General features: G+C 41.4%; 15 protein-coding genes. 8 read left to right on the top strand and 7 right to left on the bottom strand.

The window, feature by feature from the left end:
• Positions 1 to 15 precede the first annotated feature (15 nt).
• The 3 genes from rimK to ACXAH9_RS00365 all read left to right on the top strand — a co-directional run bounded on the left by rimK (position 16) and on the right by ACXAH9_RS00365 (position 2,785).
• The gene (gene rimK / locus ACXAH9_RS00375) at positions 16 to 924 is read left to right on the top strand and encodes a 30S ribosomal protein S6--L-glutamate ligase (RefSeq protein ID WP_474892907.1); all 909 of its coding nucleotides are present in this window, start codon (positions 16 to 18) and stop codon (positions 922 to 924) included.
• 48 nt (positions 925 to 972) lie between these two features.
• A complete protein-coding gene (locus ACXAH9_RS00370; RefSeq protein ID WP_474892906.1) occupies positions 973 to 2,304 on the top strand; it encodes a hemolysin family protein in 1,332 nt (443 codons plus the stop codon).
• A gap of 205 nt (positions 2,305 to 2,509) precedes the next feature.
• On the top strand, positions 2,510 to 2,785 hold the full coding sequence (locus tag ACXAH9_RS00365) for a hypothetical protein (protein WP_474892905.1): 276 nt from the start codon (positions 2,510 to 2,512) through the stop codon (positions 2,783 to 2,785).
• Here ACXAH9_RS00365 and mutS read toward each other — a convergent pair.
• A complete protein-coding gene (gene mutS, locus ACXAH9_RS00360) occupies positions 2,782 to 5,403 on the bottom strand; it encodes a DNA mismatch repair protein MutS (protein WP_474892904.1) in 2,622 nt (873 codons plus the stop codon). The two genes, ACXAH9_RS00365 and mutS, sit on opposite strands and share 4 nt — an antisense overlap.
• A 56-nt stretch (positions 5,404 to 5,459) precedes the next feature.
• Here mutS and ACXAH9_RS00355 point away from each other — a divergent pair, with 56 nt between their 5' ends.
• The 3 genes from ACXAH9_RS00355 to ACXAH9_RS00345 are packed head-to-tail and all read left to right on the top strand — an operon-like array spanning position 5,460 to position 8,549.
• Positions 5,460 to 6,011, top strand: a complete 552-nt coding sequence (locus ACXAH9_RS00355; RefSeq protein ID WP_474892903.1) for an RNA methyltransferase — start codon at positions 5,460 to 5,462, stop codon at positions 6,009 to 6,011.
• Between the two features lie 18 nt (positions 6,012 to 6,029).
• On the top strand, positions 6,030 to 7,628 hold the full coding sequence (locus ACXAH9_RS00350; RefSeq protein WP_474892902.1) for a L,D-transpeptidase family protein: 1,599 nt from the start codon (positions 6,030 to 6,032) through the stop codon (positions 7,626 to 7,628).
• 3 nt (positions 7,629 to 7,631) lie between these two features.
• Positions 7,632 to 8,549 carry a D-Ala-D-Ala carboxypeptidase family metallohydrolase gene (locus tag ACXAH9_RS00345; RefSeq protein ID WP_474892901.1) on the top strand — a complete coding sequence of 306 codons (918 nt, stop codon included), beginning with the start codon at positions 7,632 to 7,634 and terminating at the stop codon, positions 8,547 to 8,549.
• Positions 8,550 to 8,680: 131 nt separating this feature from the next.
• Here ACXAH9_RS00345 and ACXAH9_RS00340 read toward each other — a convergent pair whose 3' ends face one another.
• Complete coding sequence (locus tag ACXAH9_RS00340) at positions 8,681 to 9,208, bottom strand: ferritin (RefSeq protein ID WP_474892900.1); 528 nt, start codon at positions 9,206 to 9,208, stop codon at positions 8,681 to 8,683.
• 35 nt (positions 9,209 to 9,243) lie between these two features.
• A complete protein-coding gene (locus ACXAH9_RS00335; RefSeq protein ID WP_474892899.1) occupies positions 9,244 to 9,579 on the bottom strand; it encodes a hypothetical protein in 336 nt (111 codons plus the stop codon).
• 399 nt (positions 9,580 to 9,978) lie between these two features.
• Here ACXAH9_RS00335 and ACXAH9_RS00330 point away from each other — a divergent pair, with 399 nt between their 5' ends.
• Both ACXAH9_RS00330 and feoB read left to right on the top strand, forming a co-directional pair.
• The gene (locus tag ACXAH9_RS00330) at positions 9,979 to 10,203 is read left to right on the top strand and encodes a FeoA family protein (protein ID WP_474892898.1); all 225 of its coding nucleotides are present in this window, start codon (positions 9,979 to 9,981) and stop codon (positions 10,201 to 10,203) included.
• 5 nt (positions 10,204 to 10,208) lie between these two features.
• On the top strand, positions 10,209 to 12,089 hold the full coding sequence (gene feoB / locus ACXAH9_RS00325; protein WP_474892897.1) for a ferrous iron transport protein B: 1,881 nt from the start codon (positions 10,209 to 10,211) through the stop codon (positions 12,087 to 12,089).
• A 158-nt stretch (positions 12,090 to 12,247) separates the two neighbouring features.
• Here feoB and ACXAH9_RS00320 read toward each other — a convergent pair whose 3' ends face one another.
• From ACXAH9_RS00320 to ACXAH9_RS00305, 4 genes are all read right to left on the bottom strand, one after another.
• On the bottom strand, positions 12,248 to 14,650 hold the full coding sequence (locus ACXAH9_RS00320; RefSeq protein WP_474892896.1) for a TonB-dependent receptor domain-containing protein: 2,403 nt from the start codon (positions 14,648 to 14,650) through the stop codon (positions 12,248 to 12,250).
• Positions 14,650 to 16,035 carry an HTTM domain-containing protein gene (locus ACXAH9_RS00315; protein ID WP_474892895.1) on the bottom strand — a complete coding sequence of 462 codons (1,386 nt, stop codon included), beginning with the start codon at positions 16,033 to 16,035 and terminating at the stop codon, positions 14,650 to 14,652. The genes ACXAH9_RS00320 and ACXAH9_RS00315 overlap by 1 nt, the downstream gene beginning before the upstream one ends.
• Complete coding sequence (locus ACXAH9_RS00310) at positions 16,032 to 17,093, bottom strand: imelysin family protein (protein WP_474892894.1); 1,062 nt, start codon at positions 17,091 to 17,093, stop codon at positions 16,032 to 16,034. The genes ACXAH9_RS00315 and ACXAH9_RS00310 overlap by 4 nt, the downstream gene beginning before the upstream one ends.
• Before the next feature lie 107 nt (positions 17,094 to 17,200).
• The gene (locus ACXAH9_RS00305; protein WP_474892893.1) at positions 17,201 to 18,280 is read right to left on the bottom strand and encodes a hypothetical protein; all 1,080 of its coding nucleotides are present in this window, start codon (positions 18,278 to 18,280) and stop codon (positions 17,201 to 17,203) included.
• Between the last annotated feature and the right edge of the window lie 55 nt (positions 18,281 to 18,335).

Here is an 18,335-nt window from a genome sequence, read left to right as displayed (position 1 = left end):
TTTAAATGCTTTATTATGAAAATCGCAGTACTCTCCAGAAATCCCAAACTATACTCTACTCGTCGCTTGATTGAAGCAATCAATGAGAGGGGGCATGAAGGTAGAGTCATTGATCATTTGAAGTGTGACATTATCATGGAGGATGAGGGTCCTCTTGTATATTATCAAGGTGAAAAGCTAGTCGATATTGAAGCTATAATTCCCAGAATTGGTGCTTCCGTGACTTTCTATGGTACAGCTGTTGTTCGACAGTTTGAAATGATGAATGTTTTTTCAGCTGTAGATTCATTAGCCATCACTCGCTCACGGGACAAACTCAGAAGCCTTCAGATTCTTTCTCGATCAGGAATTAAGATGCCAAAAACTGCTTTCACCAACTTCAGTAAGCAGGAAAACAAAGTATTGCATCACATTGGGCGTGCTCCGGTAGTCATCAAATTGCTGGAAGGAACTCAGGGTCTAGGTGTCGTTTTAGCTGAGACTGACAAAGCAGCTGTCTCAGTTGTTGAGGCTTTTGACAGCCTTAAAACACGGGTAATTCTTCAGGAATTCATCAAAGAAGCCGGAGGTGCAGACTTACGTGCCTTTATTGTTGATGGAGCAATAGTGGGTGCGATGAAGCGACAAGGTAAAGAAGGAGAATTCAGGTCAAATCTTCACCGCGGAGGTCAAGCCAAAATCGTAAAACTAACGAATGAAGAAAAGGCCACTGCGCTTGGTGCCGCAAAAGCAATGGGATTAGCTATCGCAGGGGTGGATATGCTGCAATCCAGTCGTGGACCCATGGTTCTGGAAGTAAATTCTTCGCCCGGCCTGGAGGGTATTGAAAGTGCCACAGGAGTGGACATTGCAGGAAAGATCGTGGAGTACATTGAGAAAACAGCGAGCAAAAAGAAAAGGCCTAAAGACAAGGTAAAGGCTTAGATTGAGCAACTATAGGAAAGATTTAACACCCAAAAATAAATAACCTGAATGGAAGCAGAACCTAGCTACACAATGGATGGAATCAAGATTGGCTTGACCGTTATTTTTGTTATCCTCAATGGCTTTTTTGTTGCAGCAGAATTTGCCCTGGTCAAGCTCACTAAGAGCAAGATCAAGAAAATGATACGGGAAAAACAACCTTTTGCCACTACCGCAATGTGGCTGTATAAAAGGCAAAACCTTGCCCTTTCTGCTTGTCAGCTAGGTATAACCATGGCTTCTCTTGCTTTGGGTTGGATTGGTGAGCCGGCTATTGCCCACCTGATCACACCATTGATCCACGACTTAGGCATTGAATCTGAGAATCTCATCCATGTAATAGCCTTTACCATTGCCTTCACAACTATTACTGCATTTCACATTGTCATTGGTGAGCAGGTACCTAAGATTTATGCCATCAGAAAGCCAGGACCTGTATTTCTGGGCTCTGCGCTCCTCTTAAAAGGATTCTACATGGTGCTATACCCTTTTATGTACGTACTTAATGGGATCACCAATGTATTTCTGAAATGGTTGGGAATAGATGAATCAGATGAACATGATACTCCTCTTTCCGAAGAAGAGATTCAGGCTTCATTGAGTATTGCCTATGCTAAGGGAGAATTGACCAAAAATGAGCATCGCTTATTAAATGCCGTCTTCCGATTTGACGATACAGTTGCCAAACAAATTATGAAACCACGCAGCGATGTGGAATTTCTGGATGCCAATGACTCTTTTCTTAAAAACCTGGAGTTTGCAAGAGCTTCCAGGCACACACGATTCCCCCTTTGTGACGATTCATTGGACAAAGTACTGGGGGTTGTTCATATAAAAGATATTGTAGGCTACAATCATAAAGATGATGTGGATCTCACAACGGTAGCAAGGCCTGCTATGATGGTGCCTGAAAATATCTTGCTTGGGAAATTATTGCAGGAATTTAGAAATGCGAGACAGCATTTGGCTTTTATACAAGATGAATACGGGACAGTCCTTGGGATTGCAACGCTGGAAGATGTTTTGGAAGAATTGGTTGGAAGCATGCAGGATGAATTTGATGTTGAAGAGGCAGAGATTGAAGAGCTAAAAGATGGTAAAATAATCGTCAATGGTGATGTCCAGATTGAGGATATAAACGATCGTTTCAAACTCAACCTTAGCGCTGAGGATGCTGATACGATATCCGGACTGATCGTAGAAAAAGTGGGTCATAAACTGGAGAAGGATGAAAAAATCGAACTGGATGAGGGAGTACACGCAGAAATACTCGAAATTGATGGCATACGGGCCAGTAAAATTCAAATAGAAATTATCGAAATCGGAGATCGCATTGATTAATTCTTCTTAGCAATTAATTACCTGCAGTATTGTTAATGCTATTTGATTAGAAAGAAATTACGTTGAGAGTTTAAGCTATCTTCAAATACGTATAATTCTATTTCCTTCCAAATTCTTTCGATCAACGGGCAATCGGGAATCGATGAAACATATGCTTTAATCGAGCGCCAAAATCGCGTAAAAATCGCCTAGTAATTATGCGTAGATGAATATCCAGATTTTCACAAAAGTTATGCGTCTGGCTATTTATCACATTTGTATTGTCCAACGAGACAAAAAATACAAACCACACAAAAACAATACAATTATGTTGAACGAAGAAATAGAAATGACGCTAGAATGTGCTGTAAAAATCAGAAAACATTTGGTGAGATTACTGGATGGAAGAAGTGATGAAGCACTAGAGTCTAAGCTTCAATACGTCAATAGTTTGATCATGGAGGCAGATTCCATACAGTACGAAGTTGCTGCTGTGGCTTAACTACCTTTCAGCACATCCTTCAACTCATTTATCTTAAGTAAGGCCTCAACAGGTGAGGTCGTATTTACATCGATATTTCGAAGAATATCCAGCATGCGCTCCATCCGTGGATCTGCTTCGAATAAATTCATCTGGAACTGTCTGTCCCGATAGTTATGGGGAGCGAGTTCTTCTAGTTTCTGGCGATCACTATCTGTCAGTTTTTCTTTTTCCAGATGCTTTAAAATTTCATTTGCACGGATCACAATCTCATTTGGCATCCCTGCCATCTGAGCTACATGAATCCCAAAGCTGTGCTCACTGCCCCCCTCCACCAGTTTCCGCATAAAAATCACTTTGTTATCCAGCTCCTTCACGGACACATTGAAATTTTTCACGCGAGGCAAATCTTTCGCCAGCTCATTTAGCTCATGATAGTGTGTTGCGAAAAGGGTCTTGGCCTTGGCTTTGGGGTGGTTATGCAAATGCTCTACAATTGACCAGGCAATGGAAATCCCATCATACGTGCTTGTCCCTCTTCCAATCTCATCCATCAGTACCAGCGAACGATCACTCAAATTATTCAGGATGCTGGCGGTCTCTGTCATCTCCACCATGAAGGTAGACTCTCCTCGGGACAAGTTATCTGAGGCCCCAACACGTGTAAATACCTTATCTACCAGCCCAATTTTCGCATAGCCTGCAGGCACAAATGAGCCCATCTGCGCCATCAATGTGATGAGAGCGGTCTGCCTTAGCAGTGCCGACTTACCTGCCATGTTAGGGCCCGTTATGATCATCACCTGCTGAGACTCATTATCGAGGTAAAGGTCGTTGGTAATATAATCCTCACCGTCCGGCAGGTTTCGCTCAATCACCGGGTGTCGACCTTCTTTAATGTCGATGGTTTTTTCTTCTGAGATATTTGGGCGACAGTAACTATAAGATTTTGCCTGCTTCGCAAAGCAAGACAGGCAGTCGAGTTGTGCAATCACCTTGGCGTTTTGCTGGATTGTATCGATATAGGATTGTGCAAAAACAACCAATTCAGAATAGAGTTTTTGCTCCAATACACCAATTTGAGATTCCGCATTCAGGATTTTTTCTTCGTATTGCTTTAGCTCCTCAGTGATGTATCGCTCTGCATTCACGAGGGTCTGTTTTCGGATCCATTCTTCCGGCACCTTGTCCTTGTGCGCATTGGATACTTCCAGGTAGTATCCGAATACTTTATTGTAAGCAATCTTCAACGAGCTAATCCCGGTTCGCTCAATCTCTCGATCCCGGATGCCTGAAAGAAAATCTTTCCCCGAAGTGGAAATGGCTCGCAACTCATCCAAATCAGTATTTACGCCTTCTTTGATCACTCCTCCTTGATGCAGCTGCAAAGGAGCATCGTCATTGAGATCACTGGTAAGCTTTTCAATGAGCTTTTCGCACGGATTCAAAAGATCATAAAAGGCATTCAGTGCTTCTTTCCCTGTTATAAGCGAACGAATGGGTTCCAGTTGAAGCAAGCTCTTTTTTAATTGCAGCAGCTCTCTTGGATTAACCCGACTAGTGGCTACTTTTCCAACCAACCGTTCCAGGTCGCCAATTTTTTCAAGGTGCTCTCGCAGGGCATCCTGGAGCTCCTCCTCTTGTGTTAGCGTCTCCACCACATCCAGTCGTTGGTCGATTTCCGGTTTGCTTTTGAGCGGAAGTACCAGCCATTTTCTCAACAACCTTCCACCCATCGGGGTAAGGGTTTGGTTGATCGTTTCGATCAAGGAGATACCATCTGGTTGTGCTGACTGGATCAATTCTAAGTTACGAATAGTGAACCGATCCAACCACACATATTTATTCTCATCAATCCGTGAGATGGACTTAATGTGGTTAGTTTCCTTGTGCTCGGTTTCATCCAGGTAGTAAAGAATCGCACCGGCAGCCAAAATACCTTCAGACAATTCTTCAATGCCATAGCCTTTGAGGTTCGGCACATTAAAATGAGTGGTCAGCTTTTCGTATCCGTATTCTTTACTGAAGATCCATTCCTCCAGGGCAAACGACGAAAAGTGCTCACCGTAATTGGCTCCATACCAATCCCGATTTGGTTTGGGGTAAATGATTTCTGAAGGTTGAAATCCGCGTATGAGTTTATCAACATAATCTTCAGTTCCGGACGAAACCATAAACTCCCCGGTAGACAAATCGAGAAAGGAAACACCGCATTTTTCCTTGCCTGGGTAGACAGAAGCAAGGAAGTTATTCTTTCGCTGATCCAATACATTGTCATTGAGCGAAAGGCCTGGGGTGACCAACTCAGTCACTCCACGTTTGACAATTCCCTTCACAGATTTTGGATCTTCCAGCTGGTCGCAAATAGCTACCCGATAGCCTGCCCGAACCAACTTTGGTAGGTAATTGTCCATGGCGTGATGCGGGAAGCCTGCCAATTCCATTTCTTTTTGTGAGCCATTGGCTCGCTTGGTCAATACAATATCAAGCGCCTTACTAGCCTTTACTGCATCTTCCCCAAACGTTTCGTAAAAATCCCCCACCCGGAACAACAGCAATGCACCCGGGTACTTGCTCTTGATCTGATTGTATTGTTTCATCAGAGGGGTTTCCTTCGCTTTCGTTTTGGTGCCTGCCATGCAGATGGATCGGTTTAGTTTTGTGGTTTAGTTTGCAATATTAATGGTAATAATCCATGCGAAAAATTAAGAACGAAGAGCTGGACAGGCTATCGCCTGAGGAATTTAAAAATGCGGAAAAAATACCAGTCGTTTTGGTGCTTGATGACGTCCGCAGTGCCATGAATGTAGGGTCTGCTTTTCGTACCTCTGATGCATTTCGAGTTGAAAAAATTTACTTGTGCGGAATTACGGCCACTCCTCCTCATCGGGAAATTAACAAGACCGCATTGGGAGCCCAAGATTCGGTGGAATGGGAACACAAGGAAGCGATTGCCGATTGTATAGCAGACCTAAAAAAAGAAGGCTACCAGATTGTGGCAGTGGAACAAGCAGATGAAAGTACATCACTACTTGATTTTGAAGTTGGTAAACATAAGTATGCCTTTGTATTTGGGAACGAAGTATTTGGGGTGAATGATAAAGTAGTGGAAACGGCGGATGATGTATTGGAAATCCCTCAATACGGCACCAAGCATTCACTAAACATCTCTGTAAGTATAGGAGTGGTACTTTGGGATTTTGTTAGTAAGTTCAAAGATCAACTTCTTATTGAAGCAAACGATTAACAGTTATCTATTAGCATTATGAATTTATTTGTCAAGTTTGTTCTACTGTTAATGTTTCCTCTGCTGCTATCACCTGATCAGGACGAATTTCTGAGGCATAAGGTCGAGATGGTTACGGCGGGGCTGCCTGTTACTATTCAGGGTGAGTCCATTTACTGCAAAAAAACATTACCAGTATTTTATCAGGAGAGTGGATTTAAAAAAGTATGGAACAAATCAGATGCCGATGCGCTCATTACCATACTGGAAAAATCTAACGAGGAGGGATTTAATCCAAAGGATTATCACATTGATGCTATTCAAGATTTTCGAGCCAAAAAAAGAGATGCAGTTGAAGCCGCTGAATTTGACTTGCTTTTAACAGATGCTTTTTTGCTTTACTCTAGCCACTTACTCAATGGGAAGGTAAATCCGGAAACGGTGGATAGCGAATGGCAAGCGATTCGAAGAGAGGGAGATGCCAAGTCAGTATTAAGGTCAGCATTGGCTGATAACAATGTTAAAGAATCGCTCACAAACATGGCTCCTAATCATACTGGCTACAAAGGACTCAAAAATGCCCTCCGCGAATACCGATCCATAGTAGCAAAGGGAGGTTGGGGAAGCATACCCGTTGGAGAAACATTAAAACCCGGAATGACAGATAGCTTAAGGGTCCCGTCATTGATCAATCGATTAAAAAAAACTTATGATCTAAAAGAGAACTTTTCTGTTGGCTTTTCGTATTCGGATGAACTCGCTGAAGCTGTTAAAAAATATCAGATCAGAAATGGCCTGGAGGCCGATGGCAACCTCGGAAAGCTCACCACTGCATCATTAAATATCCCAGCTGAGAAACGAGTAGAACAAATATTAATAAACATGGAACGCTACCGCTGGGCGGCAGAAGAGATGGGGGATCACTATGTGATTGTGAACATCGCAAATTATCAATTAGAGGTTTACAACAACCGAAAGAAAACATTTGAGGAAAAGGTCATTGTAGGTAAACCATTTAGGAAAACACCCGTATTTAGCAGCAAAATGACCTACATGGTGTTTAATCCTACATGGACCGTGCCTCCAACCATCTTATTCAATGACATGCTTCCTGAATTAAAAAAGAATCCAGGATATGCCAAATCAAAGAATATCAGGGTTCTACAAGGACAGGGAAGCAACGCAGTGGAAGTAGATCCTTACACCATCGATTGGTCCTCCTTATCAAGAGGAAATTTCCCATATATATTAAGACAAGACTCAGGCCCTACCAATGCTTTGGGTGTAGTCAAGTTTATGTTTCCGAACCAATATAACGTCTACATCCATGATACTCCGAGTAAAGAATTGTTCAGTCAAACCGATCGGGCTTTCAGCTCCGGGTGTATCCGGGTGAACAATCCTCTGATGCTCGCCGAATATATTTTAAAAGAGCAGCCAGGGTGGACCAAAGAGAAAATTGAGGGAACCATTAAAAATGGAAAGGAACAATCGGTAATTCTCAAAAAAACACTACCTGTACATATTTTATACCTTACCTCTTGGGTAAGTAATGGACAAGTTCACTTTAGAAGTGACTTATATGATCGCGACCCAGCAGTACTCAGATCACTTACAGCCACCCCTCCAAGTCTTTAATAAATGAAAAATCTTATACTTCTATTTTTTATTTCGTTGGTGTCATTTCCTTCAAGGGCCTATGATCACCAGCGTGCAGGATTTACTATCGTTGTAAACGGAGAGTTAAATCCATATAAGATCTTCTCAACTTTTGTGATGCCAAGATCAGAAATTGTGATAAGCAGTTCGAAGGCCATCGCTGTTAAAAGCGATGATGTTGAGGTAAATGCTACAGCTTTTAATACAAGATGGAAAATAACTGCATCAAATACGCCGGGAGTATATCGAGCAACTGTTTCCAATCAGGAAGGAAAAACGATTTCCATTAATATCCTGGTGTTGACTCCCTTGAGTCAAAAGAATGGAGAGTATTTAAATAAATATCGAATAGGTAATTATCCATCGCAACCATTGAGAGGAAATCCTATCTACAATGCCCCTAAAGGACTTTTTGAAGTAACACCAGAAAATCAGGATCTGAAATTGACACCTCATTTTACTCTAAAGCAATTCCTATGTAAACAGGCCGGTGGCTATCCGAAATACGTTATCGTCAGGGAGCGTCTGTTACTCAAACTCGAGTTCATACTTGAGCGAGTTAATGAAAAAGGATACGATATTGAAACATTTGGATTTATAAGCGGATACAGAACCCCATTTTACAATAAATCTATTGGAAATGTTCAGTATAGTCGACATGTGTATGGTGGTGCTGCTGATATCTTCATCGATCAGAACAAAGACGGAAGCATGGATGATTTGAATGGAGATGGGGTCATCGACGAGAAAGATGTGCGCGTTTTTTACAGCATCGTCGAAAGTGAGTACTCAAAGGATCGTTACAGCTCCTATGTAGGGGGTCTGGGCTTCTACCGAAAAAACAGTCGGCACAATGGTTTTATTCACGTAGATGTGAGGGGAAGCAAGGCGAGGTGGTAGATATAAAAAAAGCTTCCTGTGTAGGAAGCTTTCCAATTTTCTTTTTTTGTCATTCCGAGCAAATGCGAAGAATCTTTTTCTCAATTGGTAAAGATTTCTCCTGCGGTCGAAATGACACTAAAGGTAAGTTTTTACCCCTCCTCGTACTTGATCTCTAGGATACGCTCTTCGAACATTCCAAGGGCGATTTTATCTTCACCCAACACATCAAATAGTTCAAGAGCTCTTCTGGCAATGTATTCTTCTTCTATTTGCTCCTGCACGAACCAACGCATGAATTCTTCCGTCGCAATGTCATTGTACTTTCTGCATTCCCCTACAATCTCATGAATAGCATCAGAGACTGCAATCTCATGCTCCAGTGCCTTTTCGAATACCTCTCTCAGTGATCCAAAATCATGCTGGCTTTCACCAACTGTCGGAGAAACCGCATCACATTCCATGTCACACAGATAGTGAAAAAGTTTTAGCTGATGCTTGCGCTCTTCATCTGATTGATTGAAGAAAAACTCAGCACTGTTATCATACCCTCTCACATCACACCATGCTGCCATTGCCAAATAAGCTGCAGATGAGTGCGCCTCCATTTTGATCTGACGATTGATGATATCTACGATCTCATCTTTGAGTACGTGATGTCTTCTTAAAATATCTTTCATTGTAAATCTGATTTAGCCCTTAAACGATTAACAGATCAGAAGTTGAATACGTTCTTACGTAAAATCTTCTGAACCGCGCTATTAAGCGCTAAGGTATCGAACGTTCCGTTTAGAAGCTCTCTAAATTCCAATATCTCCCGAATGGACAATACCAAAAAGCGATCGCAATGAGGAAGGTGTACGACCTCAACATCAGGCGCAGAGCTTTCTAGTAATTCCACAATATCAAAAGACATGATCGTCTTACGGAATGCATACAAATCACACAGCTTAAACGGAATTTCTTCCTGATCAAACGTCAGCAAAAACGAATCTGTTAGCTCGCATTGGGCGATTGCCGCACTCTTTGTTTTATAGATCTCTTCCTGCATTCTGGCACATTGCGTGTAATGTTGGACATGATTTGCAGTATTTCCCCTTCTTTTTCATGTATTTGAAACAGCACTCCTTCTTTAATTTCTTACCCTTCTTTTTCTTATTCTGAAGGTGCTCCTCATAGAGCTTAGAAGTTGGAAGTTGCAAAGGGATACTACTCATTGATCAATTTCTTATTTAGATAGATTCTAAATAGAACGCAAACGTAATTCCGAATCGGAAATGTTCCAAGCTTATTTAGAATTATTCTAAATGATTTTTATCAGCTGCAGAAAGTGGGTGGCCAGTAATCTTCACAACTGCGAAAATGGAACCATATTATTATTTAGATTGATTCTTAATAAGTAGATTTGCAGTCAGTCAGAAGAAAAAAAATCTTCAATCAATTTCACGGCATGAGTAAGCTTTCTTCCAGTCTTTCTTCCACTCCACATACTATCGCTCACATTGAAGAAAGTGATCTGAAAGATCGGTTATACGAAATGGGTGTTTATCCTGATCAAACTATAGAGGTAGTGAGAAAAGCTCCTTTTGGAGATCCGCTAATCGTTAAGGTAGGAGGACAGCTTATTATGCTTCGTCAAAATGAAGCAGATTTAATTACCATCAAGGAAAATTAAAAGCATTGGTCAGAAAGATAGCTTTAGTAGGGAATCCGAACGTTGGGAAAAGCACCATATTCAACTTATTGACTGGCCTCAATCAGAAGGTAGGAAACTACCCGGGTGTTACAGTCGATAAAAAGTACGGTTCATTCAAGCTTGGGGAGCAAAGCGTAGAGGTTGTAGATCTTCCCGGAACGTACAGCCTGCACCCAAAAACGGAAGATGAGCAAGTCGTTCTTAATTATCTTACTGGAGACACCACTCCCGATGTAGTTGTTGTAATCGCCGATGCAATCAACCTTCACCGCAATCTGTTATTGTTCTCACAGGTTTACGATCTAAATGTACCAGTTATACTGGTGCTCAATCGAATCGACCTGAGCCAAAAGGACAATGAAAATATTTCAACGGAAAAACTAAGTTCACTTTTGGGGGGTGTTCCTGTCATCCCTTTAAATGCTCGGGATGGAAATATAGATGCCTTAAAATCAGCAATCGCTTCTTTCAAATCGAACAACAACTGGCAGCCATTTTACCAAAGTGATAACGGAATCGATTACCTAAAGGAAACTGAAGCCAGACATCAGAAGATCAATAAGCTGATGAAGTTTCTGGAAAAGGGCGATAAAAAGGCCGATACGTTTTCTAATAAGCTGGACAAATTCCTTCTTCACAAAGTATGGGGATACACTATCTTCCTCGCTATTCTGTTCGTGATCTTTCAGTTTATCTACGTTTTTGCGAACGTCCCGATGGACCTGATTGACAATTTCTTCATCAGCTCCAGTTCGTTTTTATCAGAACGGCTCCCTGAAGGCCCGCTAAGTTCTTTAGTCACCGAAGGCATTATTCCAGGGGTCGGAGGAGTTGTGATTTTTATCCCTCAGATCGCTTTTCTGTTCTTGTTTCTCACCGTGCTTGAAGAAACCGGATACATGACACGGGTCGTCTTTTTAATGGACAAAATCATGAGGCCTTTTGGACTGCATGGGAAAAGTGTGGTGCCTTTAATATCCGGTGTAGCTTGTGCTATTCCGGCTATCATGTCCAGCCGTTCCATTGATCAGCCGAAGGAAAGACTGATCACAATTCTTGTCACTCCTCTGATGAGCTGCTCGGCGCGTTTGCCTGTTTATATTTTACTGATTGCGCTTACAGTACCTGATAAATTGGTTGCTGGTTTCATTAACATGCAAGGGCTGGTACTTTTCGGTATGTATGTGCTAGGAATCGTCGCTGCACTGGTTTTTGCCATGATTTTTAAAGCTATTCTCCTGACTAAGTCCAAAAGTTTTTTGATCATGGAGATGCCTCGGTATCAATTGCCAAAATTTCGAAATGTCATTTATAATGTCTTCGAAAAGAGTAAAGCATTTGTGTGGGGAGCAGGACGTATCATATTGGCTATTTCGATCATCCTTTGGGTGCTGGGATCCTACGGTCCGAGATCATTCAGCTCGTCCAATGAAACTGAGGAAATACTACCGCAGACATCACTTGAAAGTTCTTTCATCGGAATACTTGGCAAACAAATCGAGCCAGCCATTGAGCCGCTGGGTTACGACTGGAAAATCGGCATTTCTTTAATCACATCATTTGCCGCCCGAGAGGTATTCGTTGGCACCATGGCTACCATCTACAGCATTGATGAATCAGATTCAGAAGCTTCCTTATTAGAACGAATGAATCAGGAGATAAATCCAGAAACGGGAGAAAAAATCTATGGGCTTGCCACTGGTATTTCCCTGATGATTTTCTACGCTTTTGCCATGCAATGCATGAGCACTTTGGCTGTGACCAGGCGGGAAACTAAAAGCTGGAAATGGCCGTTGGTTCAGTTAGGATATATGACTGTCCTGGCTTATGTAAGTTCATTAATCGCTTATCAATTACTTGTATGATACAACTAATTACTGTTGCAATTCTATTCCTCGGTTCGTGCTATTTTTTGGTTCAGTCTTTTATCGGACCAGGAGAGAGGCAGCCTGCATGTGAGAAGTGTGGGAAGTAAGGGTTCGGTAAAAATCTGTCTGTAAATTACGCTCGTATTAGTCGTTACTTAGAACTTATAGCCAAGTGAAATATAAAAACTACGCGGTGTTGCAGGAATAATTCCCGGACCGGGGTAGCTTTCAGCCCTTCTGGTAAAATACTGTTGATCCGTCAAATTGTTTACTCCAAAAGTTAGCTTATATGGATCAGGGGCATACTCTACTGAAACATCCATCACATAATAGGACGGCACCAAACCTGTTAATGCATTTGGGTTAAAAGTGGAATTGGTCGCATCCGAGTATTGCTCACTTAAATAAGAATACTGATAAGTCGCTTTAAGGTCTTTCCATGAATAATTGATTCCCATCCTTAGCATCATATCTGGTACGTACTCCACTTTTCTTCCTTCAATGGATGGGTCTTCGGAATCAATGTACTCAGCATTAATCAAAGACAAGTTCGCAAATACCGATAGTGAAGCTTTTTCACGCTCTTTACCCAACATTCTTAGGACATCAAGTTCAGCGAAAGATTCAACTCCGATATGTCTTGAATCTCCAACATTTGTCCTAAGCAGAATGGTACTGCCGGATGGAAGAAGCACACCTATGCGATCGTTATATTTTAAGTAGAACATACTTATATCTACATTCAACCATTCAACCAGACGTCCTCTTATACCCAGATCAATGTTATATCCACTTTCATCTGTAATCAGACTGTCTAATATGAAATTAGGGTTATTTAGCCTTAAATCACTAAACGTTACCGACCTGAAATTATCAGAGTAGTTGGCATATACATTTAGGTCACTCGTCAGGTAGTAGCTAAGGCCTAATCCAAGTAGTGCCCGTGAGCGCACGACTGATTTGTCATCGGTAAAAGTATTTTCAGTAACGATCTCTCCTGAAAAGTTTCTGATAGTTTGCTTCCATGTGCCTTTAGCATCTGTACGGATATGCTCAAAGCGAACGCCGGGAGTAACACTAAATCTATCTGTAACATTTATCACGTTTTCCATAAAGAAAGAGTAGTTTCTACTTGGAAATTGATAATCGAAATCCTCCAGGTCTTCGGGATTCAAAAAGGTGAAATCAGCATCTGAACTGCTACTTGCATCCCCTTGCATTCGATTTGTCATTCCATTATAGAAACGAGCTCCAAACAGCAAAGCAGACCGTTTACCTAGGACATCAAAATAATGAAGCAAGCGTGCCTCTGACCCAAAATTTTTGAATTTATCACTTATCAGTGTTCGGTTGCTATTTGGATCATCGATTCGATCAATCTGTTCAAGGTTTCCCAAAGCGTCTCTACCGGAGAATAGTCCAAAAGTGCGAATATTTAATTTCGTTCGGTCGGAAAAGCGGTAGTCTATCGTGTTAGCAAGCAAATTCCACGATACCTGGAACCAGTTCCTATTCCTACGAGACTTACTTAGGTCACCATTATCAAGGTCATCATCCGTCAAACCCCCAGGTTGCTGAGCTTTGTAATCAAGAAACGAATATTCAAAGCCTAGCTTTAATTTATCTGTTACTAGCAATCCAACTCTTGAAAATGCCAGATGCGAATCAAAGCCGGAGTTATCTCTCCAGCCATCACCCATTCGGTATTGGTAATAACTGTAATAATCTGCCTTGCCAACTGTTCCTCCCGCACTAATAAATGAATTGTATAGTCCGAACGAACCAGCGGCCTGCTCCACATTCAATTGTATTGGAACGTCAGGTGCCTTTTTTAATCTGAAGTTGAGCATGCCACCAAATTGTGTTCCGTATTGCAATGAAGCTGCACCTCTTACAATCTCTATTCGATCCACGGCCTGCATGGCAGGCATGTAGTAGCTTTCCGGATAACCCAAGGCATCTGCACTCATATCATACCCATTCTGCCGGGTGTTGAAATTTGCCGTTCGGCTTGGCCCTAGTCCTCTTGCTGCAATATCTAATTGCAACCCCGCAAAATCACTTTCCCAGATGTTCAATCCTGGCACTTTTGCAAACACCTGTCGTGCATTATTGGATACTTTATTAGCTGCAAAGTCATCCATCACAATGAGCTCATTCTTTTTTGCTTCATAAATACCAAATCCATCAACAGCTTTCAACCTGGAAATTCCATTGGTTTGTTGACGATGACTTACGATCTCAACCTCCTCCAAATCTTCTGAGAATTCAGAAAGAACAAATTGTATTTCTGTATCTGTCTTCAGGTCTAGCTGCTGAGCACCTGCATTGCTCCCCATGCTGAAAACTTCAAGAATATACAACCCCTCAGGCAGCTCTAGATGAAAATACCCTTTCTCATTTGTATTTGACTTTACATTGAGTTCCTCAACAAACACAGTTGCATTTTCTATTGGATCTCCTGTAGTATTCAATACTTTCCCGTATGCACGATACGTCTGTGCTCCTACCTGACCAGTAATTATAAGAAGTGACGCTATGTACAAAATCCTTTTCATCAATTAACATCTGCATTAAAGGGTTCTATCCATGATTTCTTTCGCCAGCCATCCTCCATCTGGGTCAGATCAATAGTTGGATCAATAAGCAATTGAGCAGGGCTTGCATTTAAGGTCACATAAGCTTCAGCTCTGATTTGAGGATCACTCATTCCTTTCTCTATAAAATAATCTTCCAGATAATGGGCAAACTGTAGGATTAGATCAGGCTGCATGGCCATCTGCTTTTCCTGATGCATATTTAAAAATTGACTGTTGATTACCGACCCCTCTTTTCCATTAGGGCCGTCTTTTACATAAAATGTGGCAGTACCAGCTTTTTCCATTAGCATTACTCGCCAGGCAAAACGATACCCCTCCTCAGTCCAGAAAATATTACCGCTATACAGCAAATACCTCCAAGGGAATAGCACCTGAAATGTGAAGAATACGAGAAGAAAAAGGTAAAATGCGGTAGATGGTGATTGTATTTGATTTACTGCCTGCTTATCTCTTTCATCAAGAGCAAAAAGTGGTTGCCCTCCGATAAGAGCACTGAGCTTGTCCAGCAATTTCTCATGAAAGGAAGCTGAAAAGAAGATGGTTACGGCAAAAATCATCACCACCGGAAAAATGCCGATTTGAAAAAGGATGCCTGTTATCGTATGGAAAAATACTACTGCTGCATACGATAGCCATCGGGTTTTTTTCCACATGAGGCCAACTACAATGAATGTGTCGAAAAACATACCCAGCCAGCTAAAGAGGAAAGCTGTCGCTTTGAATTTAAAGACCCATCCAATCACAGGAATACTTGTTTTGGCAGGTAACCAAATAGAAAGAGGAAGTGCTTTGATCAACCAATCGTAATTGATTTTGGCTAAACCGGCATAGATGTAAACAATGGCGATTTGAAGCTTGAAAATACCAATCGTCCATAAGCTTGCGGTGTAGCTTGTGATATGTGGTTTACGTTTAGCATCTACCGAAAAAAGCTTGTTTGCCGGCACAAAAATCAATAGGAATGAGACAATGCTGACGAAATAATAATGATTCAGGTAATAAGTGATGTCAACCAACTCCACATAGGAGAAGCAAACGAAAAATAAGGCAGTCGCCAATCGATAAAAAGCTCCGAGTGTAATAGCTGCAGCACTCACTACCATCAAGGCAAACACAAGATACATCCATTCCCTGGGAAGTGGTTTTACCCATTCGAAACCATAATAGCTAAAATGCAAAGTGGGATTAATCAGCTGCGTTTCCACCCAGCCCATTGCCATGTAGCGAATAGTGCTGAATAACATCAGCAATCCAAAGGCTATCCTAAAAACGACTAAAGGAGCAATCGAAATCGGTTGCTCCAGGTAGTTGATAATGGATCGATATGGTAACGTGCTAGTCAATCCCCATCTCCCGAATTAAAGGTGATACTTATACCCAATAAGGAGCTCATCGAACTTTTAAAATTGGGAGTATTGGCTTGCAGCAGATTCCGAAGTGTTACTACCTCTTGCGCATCAAGATTGCCAGACAACTCCCCTTCTGGCAAGCTCTCTATCGCATCGTCAATTGCTGTAATTGCGGTTTTAGTCTGAGAGATTAGTTCTGGCCCTCCTATAACTTCATTCAAATACTCTTCAAATCCTATGAGGTCTGCAACATCTCTGGAGAGTCCAAACCAAATATTTTTTGAAGATTCAAAATGTGCATCAATCAGCTGATTCGATATACCACTGTAATACGCCTCAACAAGTGTAGGATCTGCACTCGCCTGTCCGGCTGTTAATCCGGCAGGCAGTTCAACCTTAAAGTTTTTTAGGTTTTCATAATCTTTCACAAAGTCATTGTAAAGCAATGAAACAGAGCTCCCAGCTGAAGTACCTTCGCTTGAAATGAACTCTTCTCGATAAGTGCTTTTCCATTCTGTCGTAATTGTGACGAAAGTTGATTGCAACTCATCTACAATTAGCTTTAGATAAGCTTTCCGATTGCTATCGAATCCAGTAATAATTTCAGCATCCGACATACCATCGCCGTAGATTAAATACTCGATAGCAAAAAAGCCCCTTATGTCTCTATCGAAGCTGGCGGCAAGATTGAAGTTTGAATCTTTGATATTCGTTTCTACCTGAACTTCATCTACAGGAAACACACCAAGTACAGTGGCAAAAGGACCTAACGGCAAACTTCCTGGTCCAAAGCCAAAAGCAGAACAATGTTGGTAGTCAGTAACCGCTTGCACCCATGATGTTCTTATTGCTATCAAATTATCTTGTGTGGTCGTCTCGTTGAAGTTTGAAACTGCTACTGATAAGTCATGAACACTCGATTGAAGTTGTTCAAAATTCGGGATTATCAACCCATCAGCAAGACTTGTTAGCATTGCACTCCTATCAAAGCTCACATCTTCAATAGGCTCGTCATCACCACAAGATGTCACAGTAGCCAGTATTACGATCACTGGAAAAAATATTATTCGAATTAAATACCTACTTCTCATTTGCTTCCTTCTTTTTACTTAATCCAAAAAGCCCTGTAAGATTTTACAGGGCTCTTTTCTTCATTTTTTTATGATGGGTCATTTACAAAAAAACTTGTGACTTCCTCATCGGTGAAACCATAAATACTTTGAATATCATCTATTATCTGATCAAAGTTTGCCAATAAGGTGGCATCATTTAAAAACTTATAGCTCTCAGGTGTTTCTCCCGAAGGCGCCATTAGCAAGTCTAAAATATCATCAATCTGAGCGTCGGTAATCTGCTTATCTGCAACGTCTTTGAATCCATGTGCAAAAGCAACCCCTTCAGCATATGCGTGCATAGCACTTCCCTTTTCTTCATCGGTAGAAGCAGTTTGCAGGGCTGTTTTAGCAGCATTGCAGTAATAAATCACAGTCGCAAAATTTGACTTCTCCCAGTTCAATTTGAAATCTGCAAGCGCTTGATCTCTCTCCGAATTAAAGGCATCACCAGCCTCAATTGCAGCTTTTGCAGTGATCAAGTTCTTTTTAATTTCATAGAAGAACCCTTCACCTGTAGTGTGATTTGATCTTCGCTTGGCATATTTAGCTGCAAAGCTTGCCTCGTTCACGTTAAATGTAGGATCTGCTCCGAAAATCTCAACCAATTGATCAATTGAAGCACTTGATAACTGGCCATCAATAATCGTTAAGGCGTGATTATAAAGTGCAGCTCCGTAAGAGCCTTTCTCAACCATTTGCTCAAGTTCCAAGCCATACTCGTCCAGAAGTCTGGTTCCCAAAAGTCCTCCCTCTTCTCCATCAGCGGGTGTTCCCATTCCAGGATTTTGAAATGTGTCGTCATCGTTAGCCGCATTCACAATTTCCTGAAGCCAGCTTGACACTTTGGTTTGATAGCTTGTAAGTGTCACAGCTGATAAATTCGATGGATAAGAAATAGAAGTTACCGTGCTAGATTGGGCATTAAGTTCCGCATCATTTACTGCACCGGCTACATCTCCTAATTCCGAAACAACTGTTGATTCTGCTGTAACATTAGCATTATAATTGGTAGATATGTATTCCTGAGGAATAGTTAATTGAGGAGTTGGATCGTCATTATCTCCACAGCTGGTTGAGCATATCGCGATACCTAAAATCGTAAGAATGAATAATTTGTTTTTCATCATTTATTAAGTTTTGCAAAAGTACATTTCTAATGGTTGTTTAGAATCATTCTAA

The organism is Ekhidna sp. ABH4_415 (assembly GCF_056161305.1).
The sequence above is the reverse complement of the archived record's forward strand: the minus strand, read 5'-3'. Positions and strand labels throughout refer to the sequence as shown.

Bases quoted from the DNA above. Each gene is read 5' to 3' on its own strand.
- rimK (WP_474892907.1), top strand. From the start codon at position 16: ATGAAAATCGCAGTACTCTCCAGAAATCCCAAACTATACTCTACTCGT.
- ACXAH9_RS00370 (WP_474892906.1), top strand. From the start codon at position 973: ATGGAAGCAGAACCTAGCTACACAATGGATGGAATCAAGATTGGCTTG.
- ACXAH9_RS00365 (WP_474892905.1), top strand. From the start codon at position 2,510: ATGAATATCCAGATTTTCACAAAAGTTATGCGTCTGGCTATTTATCAC.
- mutS (WP_474892904.1), bottom strand. From the start codon at position 5,403: ATGGCAGGCACCAAAACGAAAGCGAAGGAAACCCCTCTGATGAAACAA.
- ACXAH9_RS00355 (WP_474892903.1), top strand. From the start codon at position 5,460: ATGCGAAAAATTAAGAACGAAGAGCTGGACAGGCTATCGCCTGAGGAA.
- ACXAH9_RS00350 (WP_474892902.1), top strand. From the start codon at position 6,030: ATGAATTTATTTGTCAAGTTTGTTCTACTGTTAATGTTTCCTCTGCTG.
- ACXAH9_RS00345 (WP_474892901.1), top strand. From the start codon at position 7,632: ATGAAAAATCTTATACTTCTATTTTTTATTTCGTTGGTGTCATTTCCT.
- ACXAH9_RS00340 (WP_474892900.1), bottom strand. From the start codon at position 9,208: ATGAAAGATATTTTAAGAAGACATCACGTACTCAAAGATGAGATCGTA.
- ACXAH9_RS00335 (WP_474892899.1), bottom strand. From the start codon at position 9,579: ATGCAGGAAGAGATCTATAAAACAAAGAGTGCGGCAATCGCCCAATGC.
- ACXAH9_RS00330 (WP_474892898.1), top strand. From the start codon at position 9,979: ATGAGTAAGCTTTCTTCCAGTCTTTCTTCCACTCCACATACTATCGCT.
- ACXAH9_RS00320 (WP_474892896.1), bottom strand. From the start codon at position 14,650: ATGAAAAGGATTTTGTACATAGCGTCACTTCTTATAATTACTGGTCAG.
- ACXAH9_RS00305 (WP_474892893.1), bottom strand. From the start codon at position 18,280: ATGAAAAACAAATTATTCATTCTTACGATTTTAGGTATCGCGATATGC.